Below are 23786 nucleotides of genomic sequence, written 5' to 3'. Positions count from 1 at the left end.
GGGCACCTGCTTAGAGCAGGTGCCCCTGGTGCGTAGATATTCTGGAACAGAACCCTAGGACGCGCGGCGAGCTCGGGCAGCACGTCGCTTCATAGCGCGACGTTCATCTTCGCTCATACCACCCCAGACACCAGAATCCTGACCAGTTTCGATAGCCCACTGTAGACAGGTATCCATAACGGCGCAGCTACGGCACACGTTCTTTGCTTCTTCAATTTGAAGGAGTGCAGGCCCGGTGTTTCCTACTGGGAAAAAGAGTTCAGGGTCTTTCTCGAGACAAGCAGCACGGCTTCGCCAATCCATTAGCATGCTCTCCTATAGGTGTACCGGGTACAGCTGATTGAAACATCAGCAACTAACAATAGATCTGGCCCCTTGTGAAGAAGGGGCCATACTTGAACCTCAATAACTTTCCCACGATATGGAGTCTCAGACAAGAGGTTTAATGATGAAAATTCATGCTAACCCTGAGGTAATTATCACAGGTGGGTAGTAAGTGGTGTTGCGGCGTGAGCGCAGACACTCTGGGGTGCTTATTCTAGAGTGGAATCAGAGCAGTATTGAAGAGAAAGTACCGAGGTGATTGAGCGTGACCCAAGCACGTGTAACCCCTATCAGCGTCAAGGTTCTGGCGTGTATCTGCTGTGTGCAGATTGTCTACCTTGTTGCGGTTGCTGTTTGGGGGATAAGTGCTTCAGCTCAACCCGGTCAGGCCACCGTTATCGCTTCTTTTTACTTTCTCGTTGCTGCTGCCCTCGGGGTGGGTGCTGGTGCTGTATGGCGCGGTCAGCGCTTTGGGCAGCCACTGGTTCTGGTCTGGCAACTCTTTGCTGTCATCATCGGTGTTCAGACAGCATTGGGCGGCGCGATTCTTGAGGGGCTAGTCGCACTGGTGTTGAGCGCTACTGCTCTGCTCCTTCTCTTCAGCCGTTCGACACTAAGTCATGTGACTAGGTAACAGGGGTTGCTACGTGCGCTGGTTGGGCTACCATCCGGTCAATAATGAGAGCCCGCCCCTCGGGTACTCGACCCCTAGTTTTGAGATCCAACGGAATGCTGACTCCTGGAAAGAAGGAGAGGTCTGAGGTAGCCTCGGGCCTCAGAACGATGCCGGTTGAGGTTCCGTTGAGCGCCGCCAGTATAGGTGAAGAAGGCCAACGCGGCCAGGGCGTGTAGGCTACGACTATCAACGAGAAAGCATCTTTTGATGCTAGAACCCATTCTTGAACACTCACATCAAGTTGATCTAGGTCATCAAGAAGCAGTATTGGTAGCTGGCTTGAAGTACCTGGTGAGCCGGACTGTGCTTTGCTGAGTGCAGTTTCAAGATGGGGCACAGTTGTGGCCGTGGGATCAGAAGCAAAGATAAACGACCTGTGGCTATTAGCCTGAATCAGGGTTGTGAGCAGGGTCGTTTTTCCTGACTCTCGCGGCCCGTATACCCCCAAAAAACCTCCGCGCACCTGGGGCGTCAAAGCCGGGCGTCCATCTCGGAGTACCCCGAACACCAGTTGCTGGCCGTGTTGCTCACCCTCTGAGTTAAGACTCGAGATAGGAACAGAGTCCGGCAGCTGTTGCCACCTGTAGCTGGGGTGTTGGGGAACTGTGTTACCTTGATTCGCGTGGGTGTGCTGAGGCCAAGAGGTGAGGGTATGGGCAGGTATCGTGGCCCAAACCAACAAGGCTGCCTCAACCCTACCTTGGGTCAGCCGGTCTACGAGCGCACCTTCAAAGGCAGCGTGGGGTTCGGTGGGACGGTCGTAATGTTTATTATGCGACCGCACCGGGTCAGCTTCGATAGCCCGCCGTGACAGTGCTATTCCCGGGAAAATATGGTGGAATTTGCCCCTGGGCTGTTGGGCACCGGTACAAAATATCTGCAAAGAACTTGAAGGTGTAGCTAAGAGTAAATCGAGAAGATTGGCTTCTGCCTGCGGGTAGCGCGGTAGCACCTCCAAGAGCAAATCTAAACCGTCAAGCACCAGGAGAGTGGGGCAATCGACTCCCTGTGCCAGCTGCGAGAGTATCTCTTGAATGAAATCAAAATCTTTGAGGGTGTATAGGTGCAAGGTGCCCGGGAGTTGAAGCTGCTGAGTGAGTCTTTGCTCTGTCTGCTCGGATGCCATGCAACAGATAATTTCGAAGCCTGCCATTAATGCTTGGTGCAGAACCATTAGTAGTGGGTCGTAACGGTCTTTGCCTGTAGCTAGTAGCAAGACCGGGCCGTCATCTGGCCCCCATCTCAGGGGGTGCTGAATGCCGCTGTCAGGGACTTCGAGCTGGCCTAAAAGCAAGCTGCCATGGCTTGTAGGCGGGGTATCAGCTGGAACTGTGACGAGCGGTGCCTGCGGGATGGGCGGTACCGGTAAATAGGTAGACGGGTTGCTCACCTGCTCTAGAGCTTGAGAAATTGACGCGTTATAGGAGTCGAGCTGGCTATCTGACTGCGCCCGACTTTCGGGTGCAAGTGCGTCACTGTGGATCCCCAGAAATCGAACAGAGCACGCTGGCTCCGCATCAGACTCGCAGATACCTGTAATGAGAGGGGCTTGAAATTCTAGTAGCTGGATATCTGAGGTCTTGACAAACCCCCGTCCGGGCGCATGAGCGGGGAGGGAAGCCGCGCTATCGGTCCCCAAGACATTAAAGGAGTCTTGTGAGGAGCTGACCCGCAGACAGACTGACGTTGCGATATTTGTGCGGATATCCTGTGATATGGCGCCTTGCGGTCGCTGGGTTGCCAACAGTAGATGGTAACCTAAGGAACGCCCAACCGTGGCGATGCGCATTACCTCCTGCATGATGTCTGGGTAATCCTCTACCAACATACGAAACTCATCGATGCAAAGCACAAACTGAGGGTAGGCAGGCGCTTCACACCGCTGGGCGCAGAGGGCTATATAGTCGGCGTAGGAGCTGATGCCAAGACGCACAAACAACTCCTTTCTGCGGTTGAGGTCAGCTCTTAGGTATTTCATGGCGCGGGTGAGCAGCGATGCATCGAGGTCAGTTATGGCTGCAACCGTGTGAGGCAGTTGCATAAGAGGGCCAAGGCCAGCACCTCCTTTAAAATCAATAAGCATCATGGCTAACCGCTGAGGTGGATAGCGAAGGGCCAGTGACCATAAAAGAGATCTAAGTAGCTGAGATTTGCCTGAGCCTGTGGTCCCAGCGCAAAGAAAATGAGGGCCGTGAGAATTGAGGCCCAGCTTAATTTCCTTATTCCGCTCTAAATCCACCCCTAGGTGCATCGAAAGCTCCGATGACCACAGTGAAGGATGCGGAGCGCGAGCGAGATATTCTGGCGCTCGGAAAGCATCTATTAGATGAGTTGCATGGGCTTTGGGCTGCTGCCTCGAATTCGCAAGATCACTGCCGCCTCGAGAACCGAGAAGATGGATAAAGGTTTCGGCTGAAATCTGATCGAAAGCTCCTTCACAGGCTGTTCCCTGATCTGAGAGGTCGGTGTTCCGCCTGTGAGCATCTAGTACGAACAGAACCCGTTCGATGTTCTCCTGCCCCTGGGGTCGGAAAGCAACAGCTAACCCCTCAAAATCAGCGGGTAGTTGGCGGTGGAACAACTGAACACCAGGGACGGCAAGTAGCGGTTCTACCAGGCGCAGGTAGTCAGCTGAGTCATCAACAGTGAGGAGTACCGAGAGCGGAACCCAATCGAAAACCAGTTGCGCGAGTGCCAGTCTCTGTGAGCCCCTGGGCAGCAAAGGGAAAATTTCTACAAGTTGAGCAACATTTACCGCACACGGAGTCTGGCTTATGTAGGGCAGATGCTCGAGTGGACGCTGACGCCCCTGAATACGAGCCTCTTTCGTCGTAACCCCCACCACGACGCCCACCTCGGCCTTTTTAAAGCAGATGCCCCGATATTGCTGAACTAACTCTGACTCCGCTTGCGCCAAGTCTGCTATCTGTCTGCGTGTCTTACCGCCCTCCCTGCCTTGAACCAGTAGATGAATAGCCATTAGCACGGAAGACCCCACAGCCATTGCTACAACAAACCACAGCTTGGTGAACCAGGCAATCACAAGGCCAAGAAGGAGGGGCAGAATCATCATGCATAGTAGCAAAAGCTTTGAGCGAGGTGCCGGAACATCAATCGTCACCCATTCAGGTTCGGCGTAGATACTTGGCCTATAGTCCACTGAATCCAGCACAAGGACACTGGAGCCCAGCACAAGTCTCTGCCCGGGGACCAGGGGAGTTATCTGCCCCTGGCTTTCGTATAAGATACCCTCGTGCCCCACCACTATATGGCCCTCTACTGCTTCAAGAGCGGGGTCATTGATACGAAGAACGGGGGCCTGCCGCCCGATTTCCCACCTACCTCTCGTCAGCGGGAACACAGTCTGTGAATCTGGCCCGTGAAGTACTCGGAGTACAAAGAGAGCGCGTTCCTCCGAAACGGGAGAGTGAGAAGGGGCGTTCGCGGGCCTCGCCGTCAAGGTTGCACCGGCAGTGAAGGGCTCAGAGCCAGGTGTCAGCGTCCTGATATCCCTCCCCCCAATCGTCCACGAAAAGTCATGTGAACCCCATAGATTACAGAGCTGCTCCCAGCAGTGTTCACCGGTGACTGCACCAGAGAGCGCTACTGTCACCGCGTGAAAATCCCCGCTCGGGGGCTGCTGGATCCGAATGAGAATATTCATACAACAATCAAAAACCTGGAAAACAGCCATAGCAAGGGCGCAAATCGAAAAAACAACCTCAAAGAGTGGTTTTCTTGGGCTTCCGTTCATCATTTTGCCCACGGGCGCCCACCCATGCCTCACAGCTACTCAAAGAAAAGGGGATAATCACACACGCTTCTCAGCCTGTTTGAGGGCATGAAAACCTAGAATCCGGTACGTTTGTTATTGACTGTGTATACCTCGGGCTCCGAGGCCACTTGTAACAAGTTTATGCTTCTACGCTGTGGGAGCGAAGCGCGGTTCCACTGCCAAGAGGCAGTGCAGCCCCTAACAAGGAGTAAGTAAGTGAACGCTGATCTTGTAGTTGTAGGTTCAGGCCTTTTCGGCCTAACAGTCGCAGAGCGGGCTGCCACCGAACTCGGCCTCAAAGTGGCTCTTTTGGACCGCCGCCACCACATTGGTGGTAACGCATACAGTGAAAACGAAGAGAAAACCGGCATTGAGGTACACCGCTACGGCGCCCACCTTTTCCACACCTCCAACGAACGTGTCTGGGAATATGTCAATCGCTTCACTGCCTTCACCAACTACACCCACCGCGTCTACACCAACCACAACGGCATTGTATATCCTATGCCCATCAACCTGGGTACTATTAACCAGTTCTTCAATGCCGCCTACTCACCGGCTGAAGCCAAAGCACTCATCCATGAACAGGCCGGCGAATTGGCAGGCACTGACCCCAAGAACCTCAACGATAAGGGCATCTCCCTCATCGGGCGTCCGCTCTACGAAGCTTTCATCAAGCACTACACCGCCAAGCAGTGGCAAACCGACCCAGCCGACCTACCCGCATCCATCATCTCCCGCCTTCCTGTGCGCTACAACTACGACAACCGCTACTTCAACGACAAGTACGAGGGTCTGCCCGTTGACGGTTACACTGCCTGGCTTGAGCGCATGGCAGCTCACCCCAACATCGAAGTACACCTTAATACCGACTTCTTTGAAGAGGGGCACGAATATTCACGCTCCAAGGTCCTTGGTCAGGTTCCCGTAGTCTACACCGGCCCCGTAGACCGCTACTTCGACTACTCTGAAGGTGACCTCTCCTGGCGCACCATCGATCTTAAAGAAGAAGTCCTTGACATCGAGGACTTCCAGGGGTGCTCAGTCATGAACTACCCTGATGCCTCCTACCCCTTCACCCGCATCCACGAATTCCGCCACTTCCACCCCGAACGCGACTACACCAAGGATGCTACCGTCATCCACCGTGAATACTCACGCTTCGCTGAAAAAGGCGATGAACCCTACTACCCCGTCAACACCAGCGCAGACCGTGAAATGCTCCTGAAGTACCGCGAACTAGCCAGCGGTGAACAGAACGTGCTCTTCGGCGGCCGCCTAGGTACATACAAGTACCTCGACATGCACATGGCCATCGGCGCAGCACTCTCCATGTTCGACAACAAGCTTCGCCCCCACTTCGAAAAGGGCGAGAAGCTCGTATCCGGCGGTATCGAGGAATAAATATAAATATGACTGAAAAGAACACCCCAACTGTGAAGACTCTCCAACGCATCATTTTGCCCGAAGCGGTACAAACCGACGTCATCCCTCTCTATATTGACAGCGGAAGTGCATCCGGGGTTCAGCTACCCACCCGTCTTGACGGTGATGCAGCCCAGACCATTGCGCAAGCTACTGCGCAACAGGAGCTCAAAAACGAAAGCACCGTTGCGCTCGTAGGGGCCGGGCCAGATGTCCTGGGGCGACGTTCAGCTCATATCGCCTCAGGTAAAACCGTCTCATTTGGCACCTACTTCAATGCCTTCCCTGCCTCCTACTGGCGCCGCTGGACCAATCTGAAGTCAGTCACGCTACAGCTCACCACTGACGGTGAAGGCATGGTCGTGGTATACAAGTCAAACGCCCGCGGTGTCATCCAGCGCGTGGATGCTAGGGTTCTTGACGGAACCGAAACCACAACTTTTGACTTGACCCTCGACCCCTTTGGCGACGGTGGCTGGTACTGGTTTGACCTCACTGCAACCAAGAGCGACCTGACCCTGATTGAGGCTGAGTGGCTCGGAGCTAACACTCCGCGGCTGGGTGAGGCTGGTGGTAGGGCTACCGTCCAAATCACCACAATGAACAAGGTGCAGTATTGCATCGATAATATTCGCTCACTGGGCAACAACCTCGATGCTCTTGAGACAGTTAAGGAAATCTTGATTGTCGATCAAGGCACCGACAAGGTGCAGGACCACCCTGATTTCGAGGAGGTCGTTGCACCCCTGGCAGGTAAGTTCCGGATTATCAATCAGGCCAACCTGGGCGGCTCCGGTGGCTTTGCTCGCGGTATGTTTGAAGCCGTCAACAACGGTTCAGACTATGTGTTGCTTCTTGACGATGACGTAGTTGTTGAGCCCGAATCCATTTTGCGCCTCATTACCTTTGCTGACTACTGTAAAAACCCCACTATTGTGGGTGGCCATATGTTTGATATGTATGACCGTTCGGTCTTACACGCGTTTGGCGAAGTTGTTAACCCCTGGCGTACCTTCTACGATAAGCCTTATGACGACATGTCTCTTGGGCATGACTTAGGAAAATCCAACTTACGTAGCACCCACTGGATGCACCGCCGTGTGGACGTTGACTATAACGGCTGGTGGATGTGCCTCATCCCCACTGAAGTCATCAACCGCATAGGTCTTTCTCTTCCGCTCTTCCTTAAGTGGGATGACGCTGAATACGGTCTGCGGGCTAAGGAAGCTGGGGTTGCAACTGTTTCCTTCCCAGGTGCCGGTCTCTGGCATGTTTCCTGGCAAGATAAGGACGACTCTGTGGGGTGGCAGGCCTACTTTCATGAGCGTAACCGGCTTATTACTGCCTTGATTCACTCGCCTTTTAACAAGGGTGGGTCAGTCTTGCGTGAGTCACTATTCCTTGATGTCAAGCACGCCCTGTCGATGCAGTACTACACCGAAGAAGGCCGCCTGATGGCAGTCGAAGATTTGCTGTCAGGGCCCGAACATCTGCACCCGTCCCTGAGCGAACGGTTGCCAGTAATTCGTGGCAAAATCAAGGAGTTTCAGGACGCTCAGCTTAAGCCTGATGTGGACGAATACCCTCAGCCAAAGACTCACAAACCCCCCTTTAAGGGGCGTCGAAATTTCAAATCCCCCGGTTATCAAAAGCTGATTCCCTGGGCTGTATCTACTCTTGGTCGTCAGTTGTTCAAACCGGTAGATGAGCTGGCTAAGACTCACCCGCAGGTTCAGCTGAATTATTCGGAGAACCGTTGGTGGACTGTCTCCAAATTTGACTCTCTTCTCGTGACAAACGCTGAGGGTACAGGTGTATTTTGGTATCAGCGTGATCCGAAAAAACTTCGGGAGAATCTGGCACGAGCTACTAAACTACACGCCAAACTGTTTGCCGACTGGTCTGCTTTGCGGGACCAGTATCGTACTGCAGCTGCTGAGGTAGCATCTTATGATGCCTGGGCAAAAACCTTTGAAAAGCATACGGAGTCTGAGCTAATTCGATGAGTACTCAAAGAACTGTTCCCCTTGCCCCCCCAGGGCGTGGAAGGGGTCTGCGGGATGTCCTCCAAAACCGTTATCTGCTGAAGCTACTGGTCGACAAAGAGATTCAGGTGCGCTATCGCGGATCGGTTTTGGGTATTCTCTGGTCTTATATCAAGCCTGGTGTACAGTTTGGTGTCTTCTATGTTGCTATGGGCCTATTCCTGGGTCTTGAACGCGGCATGCAGAATTACGCTATCTACCTGTTCTCAGGCATGATTGTGATTAACTTTTTTTCTGAGGGGTTCAGCAATGGTGCCAAGGCCATGGTGGTGAACGGGGCCCTGATTAAAAAGATTTACTTACCGCGCGAGCTGTTTTCGGTATCGACTATCTGGGTTGCTCTCATCCACTTTGTACCCCAGATTCTGGTTCTGCTGGTTGCCTGTTTTTTTGCTGGCTGGAGCCCCGATCTTAAGCAGCTGGGTGCTGCCCTGGTCGGTATGGTGATCATCATGGTCTTTTCTGCGGGCTTGGGGCTTGTCTTTGGAGTGGCTAACGTATTTTTCAGGGACTCTGAGAATATTGTTGATATGTTGCTCATGGTGGCCACATGGTTCTCGCCCGTACTTTATTCTTGGACGATGGTACGTGACACTCTGTATCAGTGGGTCCTGACCGTCTATCTCATAAACCCGTTGACCGTGGCTGTAGAACTGTTTCACTATGCCTTCTGGATTCCGACGCTCTCTGAGGAGGCACTGCTACTGCCGACTTCTCAAATTCCGCCCCATTTGCTGACGCTGTGGGTTCCGGTGGCGTTGGGTATTTCACTGTTCACGCTATTCCTCGGTGACTTGCTCTTCCGCAAGCTCGAGGGTAACTTCGCCCAGGAGCTCTGATTAGTTGTGGATATACAGAAATTTGATGTGCCCCCGGTAGCCGCAGATGCCCCTGTAGTCATCAGGGTTGAATCTTTGGTCAAACGGTTCGTGTTGCGTCATACCCGTTCTATGAAGGAAGCCTTCATCTGGCTGATTAAGGGCCGTAAAGGGGACTTGAACGAGAAGTTCAATGCTTTGAACGGGGTATCGCTGGACGTTCGTGAGGGCGAGCGTGTGGCTCTTTTGGGCTATAACGGGTCGGGTAAATCTACTCTCCTGAAACTTATCTCTGGTGTGATGCACCCCGATGGGGGGAGCGTGTTGGCAGGTGGGCGAATCGCGGGTTTGATTGAGGTGGGGGCAGGCTTTCACCCTGATTTGACTGGCCGCGATAACGTCTACCTGAACGCTGCTATTCTTGGTATGAGTAAGGAGAAGATTGAGGCTAAATTTGACGATATCGTTGAGTTTTCTGAGATAGGTAACTTTATTGATACCGAGGTCAAGTTTTACTCATCAGGCATGTACCTGCGCCTGGCTTTTGCCGTGGCAGTGCATACTGATCCAGAAATCTTTCTGGTGGACGAGATTTTGGCGGTGGGGGATGAGCCCTTCCAGAAGAAGTGCATCGCTAAGATTCGTGATTTGAGTGCTGAGGGTAAAACCTTGGTTGTGGTGAGTCACGACCTTGATCTTGTTGCCAAGATTTGCGAACGAGGCGTTGTGTTAGATCACGGTACTAAGGAATTTGATGGCCCGATTGATGAGGCTGTTAGCTTTATGCGTGCCAAGGCTTAATAGCTTGCTCGCGTGAGCTATAGGAAGACCACAAGCTACTACAGCTTGTGGTCTTTTTTGTTGCTTAGGCCCGGAGGGTGTGTTGTGTGTCATAACATTACGCGACCTCTCATGGTGAAAACCGGACCTGTGGATAAGTGAAAATTTCAATATTTTTACTAGTCACACTGATTTAATGAGGTGTTGGGCTTGTGGGTGGGGAACCGATTGTGGATGGGTTTTCCACAGAATAGGCGCGCATGTTGAATGTTTAGGCTCATCATCTGTATCTTGATGGATGAAAGTACTAGTCAACGCGATGGAGCGAATGGGGGCTGGAATGTCTGTTATTGAAGCCGAGCGACTCATCGAATCTGATGTCCGTGATTTGATTCGCCGCTCCAATATCGACCCTCTTGCTCAGCAGAGCGAGGCGAAGGAACTCATCCAACAGGCTCTCATCGAGTATGAGCGGCAGATGCTTCGCGGGCTAGTTCCGCGCATTGAAAATACTGATGAGATGGTCACTGTACTGTTTGATAAGGTGTGCGGCTTTGGTGAGATTCAACGGTACTTAGACGATCCAACCATCGAGGAGATTTGGATTAACTCTCCCACTGAGATTTTTGTAGCTCGGTCAGGGGAGTCAGAGCTGACAGGGCTTTCTCTGACCGAGGAACAGATTCGTGCTCTGGTAGAACGTATGCTCAAGACCTCCGGGCGCCGGTTAGATTTGAGTACACCTTTCGTTGATGCATCGCTTCCTGATGGAAGTCGGCTTCATGTAGCTATTCCTGATGTGACTCGACGTCATTGGGCTATCAATATCCGTAAATTCATTGCTCGAGCAACACGTCTTAATGATTTGGTCAAGTTGGGCTCGATGTCTCAAGACGCGGCTTCTTTTCTTGATGCTGCAATTGCTAGTGGCCTCAATGTTCTGATTTCAGGGGCAACACAAGCTGGAAAGTCTACGCTGTTGAATTGCCTCTCAGCATCAATCGGTATGCGCGAGCGAGTTGTTACCTGCGAAGAAATTTTTGAGTTGAAAATTCCTCTACGTGATGTGGTGAATCTTCAATGCCGCCAGCCCAACCTGGAGGGCCAGGGAGAGATTCCGTTACGTCGCTTGGTCAAAGAAGCCTTGCGTATGAGGCCAGACCGCCTCATTATCGGCGAGGTTCGCGAGGCTGAGGCTCTTGATATGCTGATCGCTCTCAACTCAGGCCTGCCGGGAATGTGCACCATACACGCCAACTCAGCGAGAGACGCTATCACTAAAATGTGCACCCTGCCTCTGCTGGCAGGTGAAAACATTTCATCGGCTTTCGTTGTTCCCACCGTCGCCTCCTGTTTTGACCTCGTGGTGCACTGCGACCGCGATACACGAGGACGTCGCCGTGTTCAGGAAGTCGTATCTCTGGGCAATCGTGTGGAGAATGGCGTAATTGAAACAACCACCATTTTTAGACGCGAAGGGGACCGATTGGTTTGTTGCGCTTCAGAAGCACCGGCATCTGAGAAATTCCGTCAGGCAGGGTTCGCACCCGAAACCCTGTTGAGCTTTGACGAGGTGATGTGATGAGTTTCGTACTTGGTTTGACCCTGGGCTTTGGAGGGTTGCTCGTTTTCCTTTCCTGTTGGGATGTTCCTAAGAAACCGAAACACAAAGGTGAACCGGCGCTTCAACAACTACTACGCCAGGCAGAGCTCGAAAAATTTTCGGTGGGCATGTTTTATGCCCTGTCAGTTGTCTTGGGTTGTATAGCCCTTGTCTTCGTTTTTGCTCTGACGTCGCTGGTTCCTCTTGCCCTGCTATCAGCCGGTGTGGGCTTATGTCTACCCAGGCTCTACGTAAAGCGCCGAGCTGCTAAACGCCAGGCCCAGCTACGCGATGTGTGGCCTGATGCTGTTGACCACCTCCGTTCAGCTATTCGAGCAGGGATGTCTCTACCGGATGCTTTGATGCAACTTCAGTACCGAGGACCGGAAGCGCTCCGCCCTGCATTCGCTACTTTTGCTTCAGACTACCGGGCAAGCGGCGAATTCATCCCTGCCCTCAATCGACTCAAAGATCGACTCAGTAACGCAACTGCCGATAACATCATCGAAGCTCTCAAGGTTACTCGAGAGGTAGGAGGAACTGACCTCGGCCGTCTGTTGGGCACCCTCAGCAATTTCTTGCGAGAACACAGCCGAACGAGGTCAGAGCTTGAAGCAAGACAGTCATGGACCATCAATGCAGCCAGGCTTGCTTGCGTTGCTCCCTGGGTCGTCCTCGGGCTTATGGCTACTCAACCTAGCACCATCCGTATCTATAACAGCCTGGCAGGTTTTATCGTTCTAGCTGCGGGCTTGACCCTGACCATCATTGCCTACCGGCTTATGATGCGTATTGGTGCTCTCCCCGAAGAGAAGAGGGTGTTGCTATGAGATTTGCTCTTCTGCTCAGCCTAACGCTCAGTGCAGGAATTTGGCTGATCACAACCAGTCTTATGACTCAAAGAACACAAAGTTTCGCTGATCGAATCGCGCCACAGCTTCGGGCCGCTGAATTTAAAAGACAGGCAGGGGACGCGACCTACACTACCCTTCCAGAAGGTTTGTACGGCGCCTTACTAGCCGTTGTTGAACCCTGGAGTGACAAACTATTCAAAACCTGGGGTGCCTCTAGCTTTGATTCAACTGCTCTCAACCGAAGACTTGAACAGTTGGGTGGTTCCCTCTCCTCCGGTGAGTACAGAATCCAACAACTCCTGTGGTCTATCGCTGGGCTCGGTCTGGCTGTTGTGTTTGTTGCGCTGGGGGCGGCCCAAGGAAAGATAAGTATTGTTTCAGGTATTTTACTCATGAGTCTGGGTGGATTCATAGGATTTCTGGGGAGGGACTATTGGCTGACACACGAAATCAAGAAACGAGAGAAAGCGATGCTGGCAGAGTTTCCAGCACTGGCTGAGCTTATGGCTCTTTCTGTTACAGCTGGTGAATCCGCTGTCGGTGCCCTTGAACGGGTTGTGAGAAGTTCTCGGGGTGAACTCTCGAAGGAGTTTCGCTCAATACTTTCAATGACCCGTTCGGGAGAGCCCCTGGTATCCGCTCTACAGAGTTTTTCGCAACGCACATCGGTAGCGGCTCTATCCCGTTTTGTTGATGGTTTGGTTGTTGCGATTGAACGCGGTACACCTCTGGCAGACGTGCTTCGCGCCCAAGCCCAAGATGTACGCGATAACGCCAAGCGAGAACTCATGGAAACAGCTGGCAAGAAAGAAATTGGCATGATGGCCCCCGTGGTCTTTCTGATTCTTCCACTCACTGTGCTCTTTGCAATGTTCCCGGGTATCTCACTGCTTAACCTCAATTTTTAGAGCCCATTCAACACAATCTGCCTCTCAGGGCAGTACCTTTCAAAGGAGAATAAAGATGAAGAAGCTGATAACTGAGACCTACATCAAGGTTCTGCTCACACTCATTGCGCCCTCACACCTTGCCGATAATAGGGAACGCGGCGATGTTCCTGGCTGGGTTATGGTGACTATGATGACTGCTATCTTGGTAGCCGCTATTTTGGTGGTCGCCCAGGACGCCCTCATCGCCATGTTCAACAATGCTATGTCTATGCTCAACCAGTAGGCACCGTGACCAGGCCACAGGTGAAGCCTCCTGCCCGTCGCCTCCATGATGACGCTGGCAATGCCACCGCTGAATTTGTGATGGTTTCAGCGCTGGTGCTCCTGATGTTCTTGGGAGTATTGCAGATTTCTTTTGCAATGTATGCCAAGAACGTTGTTCAGGATGCCGCGTCGCAGGGGGCGCGGTACGGGGCGATGCGTGACCGCACCCCGCAGGACGGCGAAGAACGCACGCAAGAGCTACTGTATTCGGTTCTTCCGCAGAGCTATCAGACCCAAGTCTCTAGTGCTGTGGTGGACTGGCACGGCGCACAGGCGTTACAAATCACGGTGAACGCGCCTGTGCCGCTACTCGGCCCGTTCGGGCTAACTGCCGAGTGGGAGGTGACAGGTCATGCGATCAAACAGTAAATTCTTACACCGAAAAAATAACTCTCAAGTCTCCCAAGTAGATCGGGGTGAAGACCGTGAAGCCGGTAGCGCGCTCGTGGAGTTTATAGCCTTATCTGCCATGCTCATGGTGCCCACAGTGTACTTTTTGCTCTCTGTCTTTGCAATGCAGTCAGCCGCGTTCGCAGCTTCTAACTCAAGCGCCCAGGCTATCCAGGTTCTGACCTTGCTACCGGCTGAGCAACGTTCTAGTTCTGTTGCTCAGAACATCGCCGCTTTAGCTGCTAGTGACTTTGGGATACGGCCCGACCAGGTCAGTACGTCGTTGGCTTGTGAGGCCACCTGCGCCCCCGGTGAAAAAATTGTGATAGAAGTATCCGTTACAACTGACCTCCCCTTAGTGCCCTGGGCTGATGCACCCAGCATGGCCACCATGACCTCTTCGGCAACCAGTTGGGGAGGGAACTACTCATGAGATGCATAAAACTCGGTCGCCGCTTCTTCGCCCTAAACTCGTTAATTCACAGGGCGTTGGGGCAGCAAGCCCCGAAACAGGCCGACTCAAGCGTAGGCTGTAAACACCCCCACCGGTCACTAAAGGACGATGGGCGAGAAGGGGGTAGCGTCCTACTTCTCATCGTCGGCCTATGCCTGGTGCTACTCCTGGTAGCCACGGTGGTGGTTGCAGTGAGCGCCATCTATTTAGAGAGGCATAAGCTACAGTCCTTGGCAGATCAAACCGCTAGCTCAACAGCACAGAGAGTTGAGGGACTGGCTGGTTCGGCCACCAGCGACGCCCAACTAGTGCTTACCCCAGCTACCGTGACAGCTAACAGTCAGACCTTTCTGGCAGAGACAGGGGCCAGTTCTGACTTTGAAGGGCTGACCCTCAACCCAGCAACTGGTGTCGCAGAAAACAACACAGCGGAGGTGGTGCTCTCAGCTGTTGCCCGCCCACCCATCGTATCTCTCGTGCTCCCTGACGGCATCACCATCACCGCAACCGGTAAAGCTCGTGTGAACGCTGCCCAATAACTACTCAGGTTCCGCCCACCGGCCAAGGAATCGGTACCCTCCGAAACTGGTAGCCTAGCACTGCTTTCAGCTAGGGTTAATAACCATGGCTACTTTAGATTTTTCCGCCCAGATTAAGACACTCCGGTCAACGTACACCTCCATCGAAGAGGTCAGTGACGTTGAACAGTTGCGTGCGTCCATCGCGGAACTCTCCGAAGCAGCAGGTGCTCCTGACCTGTGGGACGACCCCGAGGCAGCTCAAAAAGTGACCTCCCAGCTCTCCCACAAACAGGCTGAACTCGATAAACTCCTCAAACTCAAACAAGCCATTGAAGACCTTGAAATTATGGTAGAGCTTGCCGAAGAAGAAGCAGATTCGGCGGCTCTCTCAGAGGCGGAAAACGAACTCACCGCCATCAAAAAGCGACTGGCTAATCTCGAAGTCATCACCCTTCTCTCTGGGGAGTATGATCAGCGTGATGCGGTTGTCACCATCCGCGCGGGCGCCGGTGGTGTGGACGCAGCAGACTTCGCCGAGATGTTACTGCGCATGTACCTGCGCTGGGCCGAGAAACACGATTTCGACACCACGGTCATGGATACCTCCTACGCCGAAGAGGCCGGTCTCAAATCAGCAACATTCGAGGTCAAGGCACCCTATGCTTTTGGCCGCCTCTCCATCGAAGCGGGCACCCACCGACTCGTCCGAATCTCACCCTTTAACAGTCAGGGTAAGCGCATGACTTCCTTCGCCGCTGTGGAAGTTGTTCCCCTTATCGAACAGACAGACCACATCGAGATTCCTGAGTCCGAGCTGAAAATCGATGTTTTCCGATCCTCAGGCCCTGGCGGTCAGTCAGTCAATACCACTGACTCTGCCGTGCGCATGACCCATATCCCCACCGGCATCGTCGTCTCCATGCAGAACGAGAAATCGCAGATTCAGAACCGAGCCGCAGCCCTGCGCGTCCTACAATCCCGCCTGCTACTGTTACGCAAAGAGCAAGAAGACACCAAAAAGAAGGAACTGGCAGGTGACGTCAAAGCCTCATGGGGTGATCAGATGCGCTCCTACGTGCTCAACCCCTACCAGATGGTCAAAGACCTACGAACCAATTATGAAGAGGGCAACCCCTCAGCTGTTTTTGACGGGGCCCTCGAGGGTTTCATCGACGCCGGGGTGCGCTGGCGCGCCGCTGAGCGACAGAAAAGAAAGAACGAAGAATAGACGTGGCTAAGAAAAAAGTAACCAAAGAGGACCCCAATAACCACACCATTGCATCCAACCGCAGGGCACGGCACAACTACAACATCATCGAGACGTGGGAAGCAGGGCTGGTTCTGATGGGCACCGAGGTCAAGTCACTCCGTGACGGGGGGGCCTCCATCACCGACGGTTTCTGCCAGATGTACGGTAACGAGCTTTGGCTCGAAGGTATCCATATTGCTGAGTACGGGCGCGGCTCGTGGACCAATCATGCAGCCCGCCGTCGACGTAAACTGCTTATGCACCGCACCGAAATCAACAAAATTGCCCAGAAGCTAAAAGAGAGCGGATATACTGTAGTACCTCTTAAACTCTACTTCAGTAGGGGCCGAGCCAAGGTCGAAATTGCGCTGGCCACAGGTAAACGGGATTACGACAAACGTCAGGCTTTGCGCGAACGGCAGGATAATCTTGAAGCGCAACGCGCTATGCGTTACAGGAATTTAGGCTAGCGGGCACACAACCTAAGGAGAATCATGACTTCAAGTAACAACGAAAACCACTACGGCGGCTATGCATCCGGCCAGTACGGCCAGACCCCTAATCAGCCCCAGAACGGTTCCTTTGGGCAGGGCGTTGAGAAGGAGACAACTCCTTCTTACGAATCTGTAGCGCAGGCAGGCAGCGCTAATGGCTACGGCGCGGGTGAAGCCGCTCCTTCTCAGGCAAGCACATCCCCTGCCTACAATTCGACCAACTACGGTTCGCCGGACGGTTCTCAGCAGAGCCCAGGCCAGAGCTACAGCCAGCAGGGGTACAACCAACAGGGATACAGCGCTCCGAGCTACGGTCAGCCGAACCATTATGGCGGCCAGCCCGCTACCTACCAGCAGTACGACGCACCGTATATCGGTCGGACTGAGGGGCCCAAAGGTATGGCTATTGCCTCACTCGTCCTCGGTATTTTAGCTTTTATGACAGGTTGGACCGTTGTTGGCGGTGCCCTAGGCCTAGTTGGTCTGGTTCTTGGTATTGTTGCCCTACGCAACGTCAAGCACGGCGGCGGAGGTAAAGGACTGGCAATCGCAGGAATTATCCTCAGCGTGCTCGGCTTAATTTCAGCAATTATTTTAGGCGTCTTGTTTGGCTGGATATTTGCCGCTGGCTTTGAGTGCTCTAACGAGCCTACTCAGGCAGCTATAGACCGTTGTATGAATGAACGCTTGGGAATCGAGTAGTTACGGGAGCTCTTTGATGTCTGAAGCTGTTTTGGCACCGGCCACCGGTGCCAAAACAGCTTTACATGTTTTAACCCAGCTGGTAGAGTGTTCTCTCCAGGCTATTTGGGCTGACGTCTTTCAGATTGAGTTGCGACTCGGAAGGCGTATCGGAAAACGCTTAGCTTGGCGTTCTTTGATAAAAGAAGAGGGGATGATCGGTTTCGACGATGTGAGTTGAGATGGATGAAGCGTGCCGAGGACGCAGGGTTATCTCGTTAACGCCCTCTGCAAAAAAATAAGTGCAGAATCTAAGCGCACTGACTTCGCACTCGCTGCCTAATAATCCCAGCGATGCAGTCTGGTAGCCTGAGCTTGCCTTTGGCTCAGTCCCTACCATCAGTTTAAAAGGCCACTGCTGCCCGTCCTTGTCGTAGGGCCGGGTGGGACTTTTATACGGCTAGGTTAGGCCTTGTAAGTGTTTGCGCAAGCAAGGTAGCCGAAAACACCGCTTTCACAAACTGCGCACGGAGAAGACCCGTTGACGCCACATCGGACCGGGGTTCGATTCCCCGCATCTCCACCTGAGGGGAGGCCTTGAACATGGAGTTCAAGGCCTCCCCTCATTTTATTTGCCTCAGTGGGCTTCTTGAAGGTGGCCTTCGTCCGCCGACCTGTGTGGGGCAGTTCCTAATGGAAGGGCCGCATAATCTGATGGACGGCCATATCCCTGAGGCTGCTCGTGTGCCGCAAATGCCAACTGGAAGCAATGGTGGGTTGATTTTCATTGAGCAGGGTATGGTGTGTGATTTCTGGTAGCATGGCGGCACAGGTACGATGAAAGTGAACGTGCTAGTTATCTAGTTATATTGTTAGGTGACTAGCCGTACAGTGACTCAACGAGTAGGGTGATTGTTATCAAACAAGAGTCAGAATTTTTGCCACTCAGGCTCTGTAGCGATGAGGCTCTGCAGTGAGCTGGCGCCGTGCGCGTAGCAACACCGAGATTGACGCAACTCACTTGGAAGCGCTCAATACGGGCACCGCATCAGCACGGACGCTGGCTGAAGCCCTTGCCGTAGATCATACGATTCTGTTGCAAGCTGTCTTACCAAATGCAGACAAAGAAGTGAAAACTAGGGTTTCTGAAGCGCAGAAGCTTGGCATCCTAAAACGTATGACACGCATCGGTGCGACCCTAGCCGAGAACCTTGACGTAGCCGAGATCGAGCACTTAGCAGGTCAGACCTCTGACACTGTGCGCGGCTGGGTGTGCTTTCTCCACGCCTCACAGGTCAGAACCGGCCCAGCCGCCTTGCTGGAGAAACTGCGCCGATTCGCCGACGATGAACACTTTGCCGTTCGCGAGTGGGCCTGGATGGCGGCGCGCCCGGTGCTCGTCAGTGACCTTGATACCAGTATCGACATACTCGTTGGTTGGGCAAGCGATCCGTCCGAACGAGTGCGCCGATTCGCCAGCGAAGCACTCCGTCCACGCGGCGTCTGGGCGTCGCATATCCCCGTACTGAAACAGCAGCCTGAACTCGGTGAGCCGATTCTGCATCAGCTCCGTGCTGACCCATCGCAGTATGTGCAGGACTCTGTCTCCAACTGGATCAACGATGCCGCGAAGACACGCCCTGATTGGGCTATTGGACTGTGCAACCAATGGGCTGCTGAAAGTGATAGCGCCGCCACCGCCAGAATCGTAAAACGTGGCCTGCGATCCATTGACCGGAGCTCTGCAGGCTGATAGACCTGGAAATTCAGCATCCTATCTTTTATGCCTTAATCCGCTGTAGTTACTACCCACAACGGCAACAACTACAGCGGATTTTCTATATAGAAACTAAATTTTTATCGGTCGGTTTGAACCTCCGCAGCAGAGACTACCGGCGTGCTGGCGGTGTTGTTCACTTTCTCCATGAGAGCGGCGTCAGCATCGCGTACCCGCTGGTAGTGCTTGTGGCTGGTAAAGGTGGCAGCAAGGAAAGAGAAGGCTGCACAGGCTATGAAGAAGTACATGGGGCTGGTGATATCACCCGTGAGATTAACCAGGTAGGTCGCGATAAAAGGGGCAGAACCACCAAAAACCGCTACGGGGATGTTGTAACCCATTGAGATGCCTGTAGCGCGGATGCTGGTGGGAATCAGGTCACTCATCACCGCGTATGGGGTGGAAGAGTAGAGACCAAAAAGTACGCACAGCACCATGAAGGGTAAGAAAATCTCGGACGGAGTTGACCCCGGTGCAGTCGTGAAGAACCAGTAGAGGGCTGGGATGGTAAGTGCTGACGTGAGCATAAGAAACCAGCGACGCCCCAGCACGTCGGTGATGAGGCCACCCAGCGGCATCAGCGAAGCAGCCGTCAAACCGCCGATAGTAATAAACCAGAAACGGGTATTAGCTGAGAAACCGAGATCCTTGACAAAGTAGGTGGAGGAGTAAGTCAGAATCAGATAGAACATGCAGGCCAGCAAGGCGATGGAGCCTGCGACCAGGGTGATATTGACCTTCCACTGAAAGGTGGCGCGGATAGGGCGTTTCTCTTGGTGCCCAGATTCAGAGATGGCCTCGAACTGGGCGGTATCTTCAAGGCGAGAGCGAATAAAAGCTGCAATCAGGCCAAGGGGGCCTGCGATAAGGAAGGGAATACGCCAGCCGTATTCCTGCATGGATGTATCCCCCAAGATAGACGCAAGACCGTTAGCGACCAGTGAGCCCAGAATCAAACCGGATACAGCGATAGTCATGAGAAGTGAGGTTGCAAGACCACGGCGTTCGGGGCCGCCGTATTCTGCCACGTACGAAGTGACTGTTCCGATTTCACCGCCTGCTGAAAGCCCTTGTAGGCAGCGCGCCAGAATCAGCAGAGCTGGGGCAAGGACGCCGATGGTCTCGTAGGTGGGGAGCAAACCAATCATGAAGGTGGAACCTGACATGAGGAACATGACCAGGGCCATAGTGTTCTTTCGTCCGATGCGGTCACCGAGTGGACCGAAGACGAATCCGCCGAGCGGACGCATGAAAAAAGAGAGTGCAAACGTAGCAAACGAAGCTAGCAGTGCAACTGCGGGGGTTCCTGCGGAGAAGAAGGCGGCACCCACATAGACGGCTACAAAGCCGTAGACACCGTAGTCGTACCATTCAATAAGGTGCCCTGCGACGGCCCCGATGAAGGCCTTGCGCTTTTGTTTGGTGGTGCGTACCGGTTGCATCACCTTCTCTGCCTTGAAGATTGCTTCAGTCATGGGTGTGTGCCCCTCTGTGGTTGATGGTTTCGGAGTAGGCCTCAAGGTGAGGCATGCCACTAACAGTAAGTCTGTGGTGTGAGTCATGGCAATGTAGGTTTTTCCATTACATGTGGGGTTCCTGTGTAATTTTCTACAATGGAGGTATGAGTGATGCACGTTATATCTCGTTTGATATTCTTCTAACCCAGTTGGCTGAGGAGAAAGATGGGCTGGTGTCTTCTACAGTGGCAGCTATTCTCAAGGAAATACTGGACTATTCAGTGATTCCGCAGCGGGAAGTGCACCGAAGTGTGGGGTGTATGTTCGATGCTGTGCTCGAGGTGTTGAGGCAGTCTGTAATTGATACCGCAGACTCGAACCAGGCCCTGCTGTGTGAAGCGGTGGGGCACGATCAAGCTGCCATTTCGTCTCAGCTTGTAGAGCATTGTCTGGTTCAGAGGGTTTCCATTGGAGCTGTTTTGCGGGCGTACCGTATGGTGCTGACCGGTATTCAACAGTGGTGCGCGCGGTTGGCTCGGCGGCAAGGGCTACCGATGGAGCAAAACCTGCAGTTGGTGGAGTACCTATGGGTTGCCGGGGATCAGCTCATGATTCAGATAGCCCAGCTCTATGATGATGTGGCAGTAGAGGGCTCGGCTCGGCGTGGGGCCTTAAAGCAAGAATTCCTAGGTCAGCTGGTAGAGGGGAGGGCCACTCATGCTACCGAGCTGGCCCAAAGAGCTAGCTCTCTGGGGTTACCTGAGGGGGGTGAATGTGCCGTGATTCTGGGGCGGGCTTCGCAAGCTGAAGAGTGGATTCAATGGGTTGAGCATCATGTGGCTACAGGGGCAGCTCCCGCGCTCGCGGCACAGGTAGATGGGCAGCTTGTAGGTTTAGTTCCAGAGTGTAAGGACGTTGGTGTTCTGCCCGAAGCACCCGAGGGGGTCGTATGTGCAGTCGGTTCATGTGGCGGTGCTGACTCCTGGGGGAAGTCTTTTACCGAGGCTCGGTCGGTGCTAGTAGCTCTGCCGCCTGAGGCTACCGGGTGGCACAGTATAGAGTCATTGGGGTGGAAGGTGGCTGTGGGGCAACTCCCCGGCGTGGGGGAGGCTCTCACCCGGTCTTTGTATGACCCGTTAGGTCAGTCAAGGCCAGGGGAGATGCCTCTCTTTAAATGTATTGAGGTTTTTGTGGAGGCCGGCCGCAACTACCGTCTTGCTGCTGAGCAGCTTTATATTCATGAGAACACGCTGAGAAATAAAGTTGCTCGTTTTGAACGGCTAACGGGTCAAAGCCTTTCTGATATCAATGTGTGTCTCGGCGTGCTGTGGGTGTCGTACTATCTCAAGCTGCCCCGAGGCGATGATGAGAGCAGGAGCAAAGACCGATTGGTGAATACCTAAGCTAGGGGGCACAGTGTAACTTGGGCTGGTGTAGCCTGCCATGCGTCCTAGCTGGTGAACAGGTGAAAAGACAGGCACGGAATAGTATATGGTTATATAAACTTTGCTGAAGTGATATCTAAGTTATGCACCCGCTCAGAAAGAGGTTTACTATGGCACGTTTCGCTGGATTGGTTTCTATTTTTGTTGCACTCGTTATGGTGGTGGGAGGTTCCCTAGCGTGGATTACTGTGAGCGGGCAGCTGGCAGAGGAACGCATTACTGTTCCCGCTGACTCCCAGTTCATGGGTGGAGCCTTTGCTGGGGACGAAGTCAAAGGGCCCTTGACCGCCTACGCTCAGGCAGAGACCATCCGCCAACATGCAACTGCCGGTGCCGAAGGAACCGCCTATGAGGGCAAGACTTACGCTGAGTTAGGCTCCATGATCACTGATGCTGAGGATGCCGGTGATGATGCTCTCGTTGAAGAACTGCAGGCTCGCCGCACTGTGATGATGGACGCGTCCTTTCTGCGTGCTTCACTCTTCACCTCTGTGGTCTCCTTTGGTGTTTCTGCCCTGATGGTGGGGGTTGGTGTGGTGCTGGCTTGTGTGGGAGTAGCTCTTGTGAAGCTGGCTCCCCGGCAGGCGCGCACTGACTAGGAGGCTTATTCATAAGGGTAGGTGAAGCAGACTCGCAGCGAGGCTGCTGGCTCGGATGGAGTGAGCCGATGAGCACCAGTTTCCGCCCCCAGATGACAAAAGAAACTGGTGCGAATCATCTGAGCGAAGCGAAGATGCAACGCCCTCAGGGCACGGAATCCGCCGCAAGGCGGGGCACCAATCGCCTGGATAAGCAAGGATTTTTCGTGCAGCGAAAAAGAAAAAGAAAACCTTGCGCATCTGGCGAGCGTGCCAGCCAGGAGCGAACCAGGCGAGAGGGTCAGGCTTACGCCCATTGAAGCCCGCAGATTTACTTCCTCGCACGCTCAGATGGAGTCGGCAGCTTCCGAGCGCGCGAGGAAAGAAAGGCTGACGAGAAAATAGGTGAAGCCGCTGAGCTCCCTCGAGCGTGAGCCTGCGGAAGCCCTGATGAATAAGCTTCTAGATACACGCCAACCAACGCCTGTTGCTCCCCAATAAGATAGCGCGCAAAGCGCTGACGGGCGGATTTTGTTGCGCAGGTGGGATACCCTCAGCTGACCGCCGAAGCTCGTTGTCTTCTGCCAGAAGCGGGACCCTCACCTGATAAGCTAGATTGTGCAAGACTCAAGACCCCGTGTAAAAGCCTAAGGAGCCTGCTATGACCCAGCCGCTCTCACCTCAGCCTGCGGCACCCGCTGGGGGAGCAGGCGTCCTGATGCACCCACCCTATGATTTCATCACCGTGCCCGGCCCCCCGGAATATCAGGTGCCCGCAGCCTACCGGCGCCCCTACGGTCAGCTGGTTGGAGACAAGCGCGGGCGTGGCTACTACAGTGGGGTCATGGCTCTTACCTCGGGTGTAGTGAGCGCCCTGGTTGCGCTCATGGGTGGTGTGCTGGCACTGATTGCCCTAATACCCGCATCCGGCGCGCTGATCCTTGGCATCCGGGCCCTGGTTCTACGCTCTCGCTACCCGCGAACCGTATCGAGTGGCCAAACCGCTGGCTTAGCCTGGGGCGGTATAGCTATAGGCCTGGTTTGCCTACCACTGGCCATTGGCATGTTCTGGATGAACAGCTGGCTCCTCCATGAAGCAGAGAGTCTCAACTGTCAGTACATCTACGCCGGTGACGAAGAGGCTATCCAACGTTGCGTTGACGAAAACACTCAATAGTTCTTAACCCCGTCAAGCCCCATCAACGGGCGATTTACAGATACACACC

General features: G+C 53.7%; 24 protein-coding genes and 1 other RNA gene. 22 read left to right on the top strand and 3 right to left on the bottom strand.

Going from position 1 to position 23786, the window contains the following annotated elements:
* Nucleotides 1-54 precede the first annotated feature (54 nt).
* Nucleotides 55-303, bottom strand: a complete 249-nt coding sequence (locus tag L6966_RS00950) for a WhiB family transcriptional regulator (RefSeq protein ID WP_083091719.1) — start codon at nucleotides 301-303, stop codon at nucleotides 55-57.
* A gap of 286 nt (nucleotides 304-589) precedes the next feature.
* Between L6966_RS00950 and L6966_RS00945 the strand changes: the two genes are divergently transcribed.
* A complete protein-coding gene (locus L6966_RS00945; protein ID WP_237232705.1) occupies nucleotides 590-958 on the top strand; it encodes a hypothetical protein in 369 nt (122 codons plus the stop codon).
* On the opposite strand, the gene L6966_RS00940 is transcribed toward L6966_RS00945, so the two are convergent.
* Nucleotides 951-4193 carry an FtsK/SpoIIIE domain-containing protein gene (locus L6966_RS00940; protein WP_237232704.1) on the bottom strand — a complete coding sequence of 1081 codons (3243 nt, stop codon included), beginning with the start codon at nucleotides 4191-4193 and terminating at the stop codon, nucleotides 951-953. The two genes, L6966_RS00945 and L6966_RS00940, sit on opposite strands and share 8 nt — an antisense overlap.
* Before the next feature lie 798 nt (nucleotides 4194-4991).
* Between L6966_RS00940 and glf the strand changes: the two genes are divergently transcribed.
* From glf to L6966_RS00850, 18 genes are all read left to right on the top strand, one after another.
* The gene (glf, locus tag L6966_RS00935) at nucleotides 4992-6179 is read left to right on the top strand and encodes a UDP-galactopyranose mutase (protein ID WP_083091716.1); all 1188 of its coding nucleotides are present in this window, start codon (nucleotides 4992-4994) and stop codon (nucleotides 6177-6179) included.
* A gap of 8 nt (nucleotides 6180-6187) precedes the next feature.
* Nucleotides 6188-8206, top strand: coding sequence for a glycosyltransferase (locus L6966_RS00930; protein WP_083091715.1), 2019 nt, complete (start codon nucleotides 6188-6190; stop codon nucleotides 8204-8206).
* A complete protein-coding gene (locus L6966_RS00925; protein WP_083091714.1) occupies nucleotides 8203-9084 on the top strand; it encodes an ABC transporter permease in 882 nt (293 codons plus the stop codon). The genes L6966_RS00930 and L6966_RS00925 overlap by 4 nt, the downstream gene beginning before the upstream one ends.
* Nucleotides 9085-9090: 6 nt before the next feature.
* On the top strand, nucleotides 9091-9864 hold the full coding sequence (locus tag L6966_RS00920) for an ABC transporter ATP-binding protein (RefSeq protein ID WP_083091713.1): 774 nt from the start codon (nucleotides 9091-9093) through the stop codon (nucleotides 9862-9864).
* A 328-nt stretch (nucleotides 9865-10192) separates the two neighbouring features.
* Nucleotides 10193-11425, top strand: coding sequence for a TadA family conjugal transfer-associated ATPase (locus L6966_RS00915; protein ID WP_083091816.1), 1233 nt, complete (start codon nucleotides 10193-10195; stop codon nucleotides 11423-11425).
* Nucleotides 11425-12276 (top strand): type II secretion system F family protein, encoded by an 852-nt coding sequence (locus tag L6966_RS00910; RefSeq protein WP_237232703.1) that lies wholly within the window; start codon nucleotides 11425-11427, stop codon nucleotides 12274-12276. The genes L6966_RS00915 and L6966_RS00910 overlap by 1 nt, the downstream gene beginning before the upstream one ends.
* The gene (locus tag L6966_RS00905; RefSeq protein ID WP_237223758.1) at nucleotides 12273-13208 is read left to right on the top strand and encodes a type II secretion system F family protein; all 936 of its coding nucleotides are present in this window, start codon (nucleotides 12273-12275) and stop codon (nucleotides 13206-13208) included. Before L6966_RS00910 ends, L6966_RS00905 begins: the two co-directional genes overlap by 4 nt.
* Before the next feature lie 55 nt (nucleotides 13209-13263).
* Nucleotides 13264-13473, top strand: coding sequence for a hypothetical protein (locus L6966_RS00900; RefSeq protein ID WP_237223759.1), 210 nt, complete (start codon nucleotides 13264-13266; stop codon nucleotides 13471-13473).
* Nucleotides 13474-13478: 5 nt separating this feature from the next.
* Nucleotides 13479-13883 (top strand): TadE/TadG family type IV pilus assembly protein, encoded by a 405-nt coding sequence (locus L6966_RS00895; protein WP_083091710.1) that lies wholly within the window; start codon nucleotides 13479-13481, stop codon nucleotides 13881-13883.
* Nucleotides 13867-14337, top strand: a complete 471-nt coding sequence (locus tag L6966_RS00890; protein ID WP_237223760.1) for a hypothetical protein — start codon at nucleotides 13867-13869, stop codon at nucleotides 14335-14337. Before L6966_RS00895 ends, L6966_RS00890 begins: the two co-directional genes overlap by 17 nt.
* Nucleotides 14334-14897 (top strand): pilus assembly protein TadG-related protein, encoded by a 564-nt coding sequence (locus L6966_RS00885; RefSeq protein ID WP_083091708.1) that lies wholly within the window; start codon nucleotides 14334-14336, stop codon nucleotides 14895-14897. Before L6966_RS00890 ends, L6966_RS00885 begins: the two co-directional genes overlap by 4 nt.
* An 85-nt stretch (nucleotides 14898-14982) precedes the next feature.
* On the top strand, nucleotides 14983-16107 hold the full coding sequence (gene prfB / locus L6966_RS00880; RefSeq protein WP_083091707.1) for a peptide chain release factor 2: 1125 nt from the start codon (nucleotides 14983-14985) through the stop codon (nucleotides 16105-16107).
* A gap of 2 nt (nucleotides 16108-16109) precedes the next feature.
* Entirely contained in the window at nucleotides 16110-16598 is a 489-nt protein-coding gene (smpB, locus tag L6966_RS00875; RefSeq protein WP_372237686.1) for an SsrA-binding protein SmpB, read from the top strand.
* Nucleotides 16599-16622: 24 nt separating this feature from the next.
* Nucleotides 16623-17324, top strand: a complete 702-nt coding sequence (locus tag L6966_RS00870) for a DUF4190 domain-containing protein (RefSeq protein ID WP_237223762.1) — start codon at nucleotides 16623-16625, stop codon at nucleotides 17322-17324.
* A gap of 16 nt (nucleotides 17325-17340) precedes the next feature.
* The gene (locus L6966_RS00865) at nucleotides 17341-17544 is read left to right on the top strand and encodes a hypothetical protein (protein WP_180377835.1); all 204 of its coding nucleotides are present in this window, start codon (nucleotides 17341-17343) and stop codon (nucleotides 17542-17544) included.
* Nucleotides 17514-17889, top strand: a transfer-messenger RNA (tmRNA) gene (gene ssrA / locus L6966_RS00860). The genes L6966_RS00865 and ssrA overlap by 31 nt, the downstream gene beginning before the upstream one ends.
* Nucleotides 17890-17906: 17 nt before the next feature.
* A complete protein-coding gene (locus L6966_RS00855; protein ID WP_237232702.1) occupies nucleotides 17907-18122 on the top strand; it encodes a hypothetical protein in 216 nt (71 codons plus the stop codon).
* A 154-nt stretch (nucleotides 18123-18276) separates the two neighbouring features.
* Nucleotides 18277-19056: a HEAT repeat domain-containing protein gene (locus tag L6966_RS00850; RefSeq protein WP_237232701.1), complete on the top strand. Its 780-nt coding sequence runs from the start codon at nucleotides 18277-18279 to the stop codon at nucleotides 19054-19056.
* Between the two features lie 104 nt (nucleotides 19057-19160).
* On the opposite strand, the gene L6966_RS00845 is transcribed toward L6966_RS00850, so the two are convergent.
* Complete coding sequence (locus tag L6966_RS00845; protein ID WP_237232700.1) at nucleotides 19161-20555, bottom strand: MFS transporter; 1395 nt, start codon at nucleotides 20553-20555, stop codon at nucleotides 19161-19163.
* 146 nt (nucleotides 20556-20701) lie between these two features.
* On the opposite strand from L6966_RS00845, the gene L6966_RS00840 reads away from it, so the two are divergent.
* The 3 genes from L6966_RS00840 (at nucleotide 20702) to L6966_RS00830 (ending at nucleotide 23737) form a co-directional block, all read left to right on the top strand.
* On the top strand, nucleotides 20702-21940 hold the full coding sequence (locus L6966_RS00840; RefSeq protein WP_237232699.1) for a PucR family transcriptional regulator: 1239 nt from the start codon (nucleotides 20702-20704) through the stop codon (nucleotides 21938-21940).
* Nucleotides 21941-22092: 152 nt separating this feature from the next.
* On the top strand, nucleotides 22093-22581 hold the full coding sequence (locus L6966_RS00835; RefSeq protein WP_180377833.1) for an aromatic ring-opening dioxygenase LigA: 489 nt from the start codon (nucleotides 22093-22095) through the stop codon (nucleotides 22579-22581).
* Nucleotides 22582-23221: 640 nt separating this feature from the next.
* The gene (locus tag L6966_RS00830; RefSeq protein WP_237223769.1) at nucleotides 23222-23737 is read left to right on the top strand and encodes a hypothetical protein; all 516 of its coding nucleotides are present in this window, start codon (nucleotides 23222-23224) and stop codon (nucleotides 23735-23737) included.
* Nucleotides 23738-23786 lie beyond the last annotated feature (49 nt).

The sequence above is a fragment of the Rothia nasisuis genome (assembly GCF_928381405.1).
In the GTDB taxonomy this organism is placed as follows: Bacteria; Actinomycetota; Actinomycetes; order Actinomycetales; family Micrococcaceae; genus Rothia; species Rothia nasisuis.
Note: the sequence above shows the minus strand (reverse complement) of the source record. Positions and strands in the feature narration are given on the sequence as shown.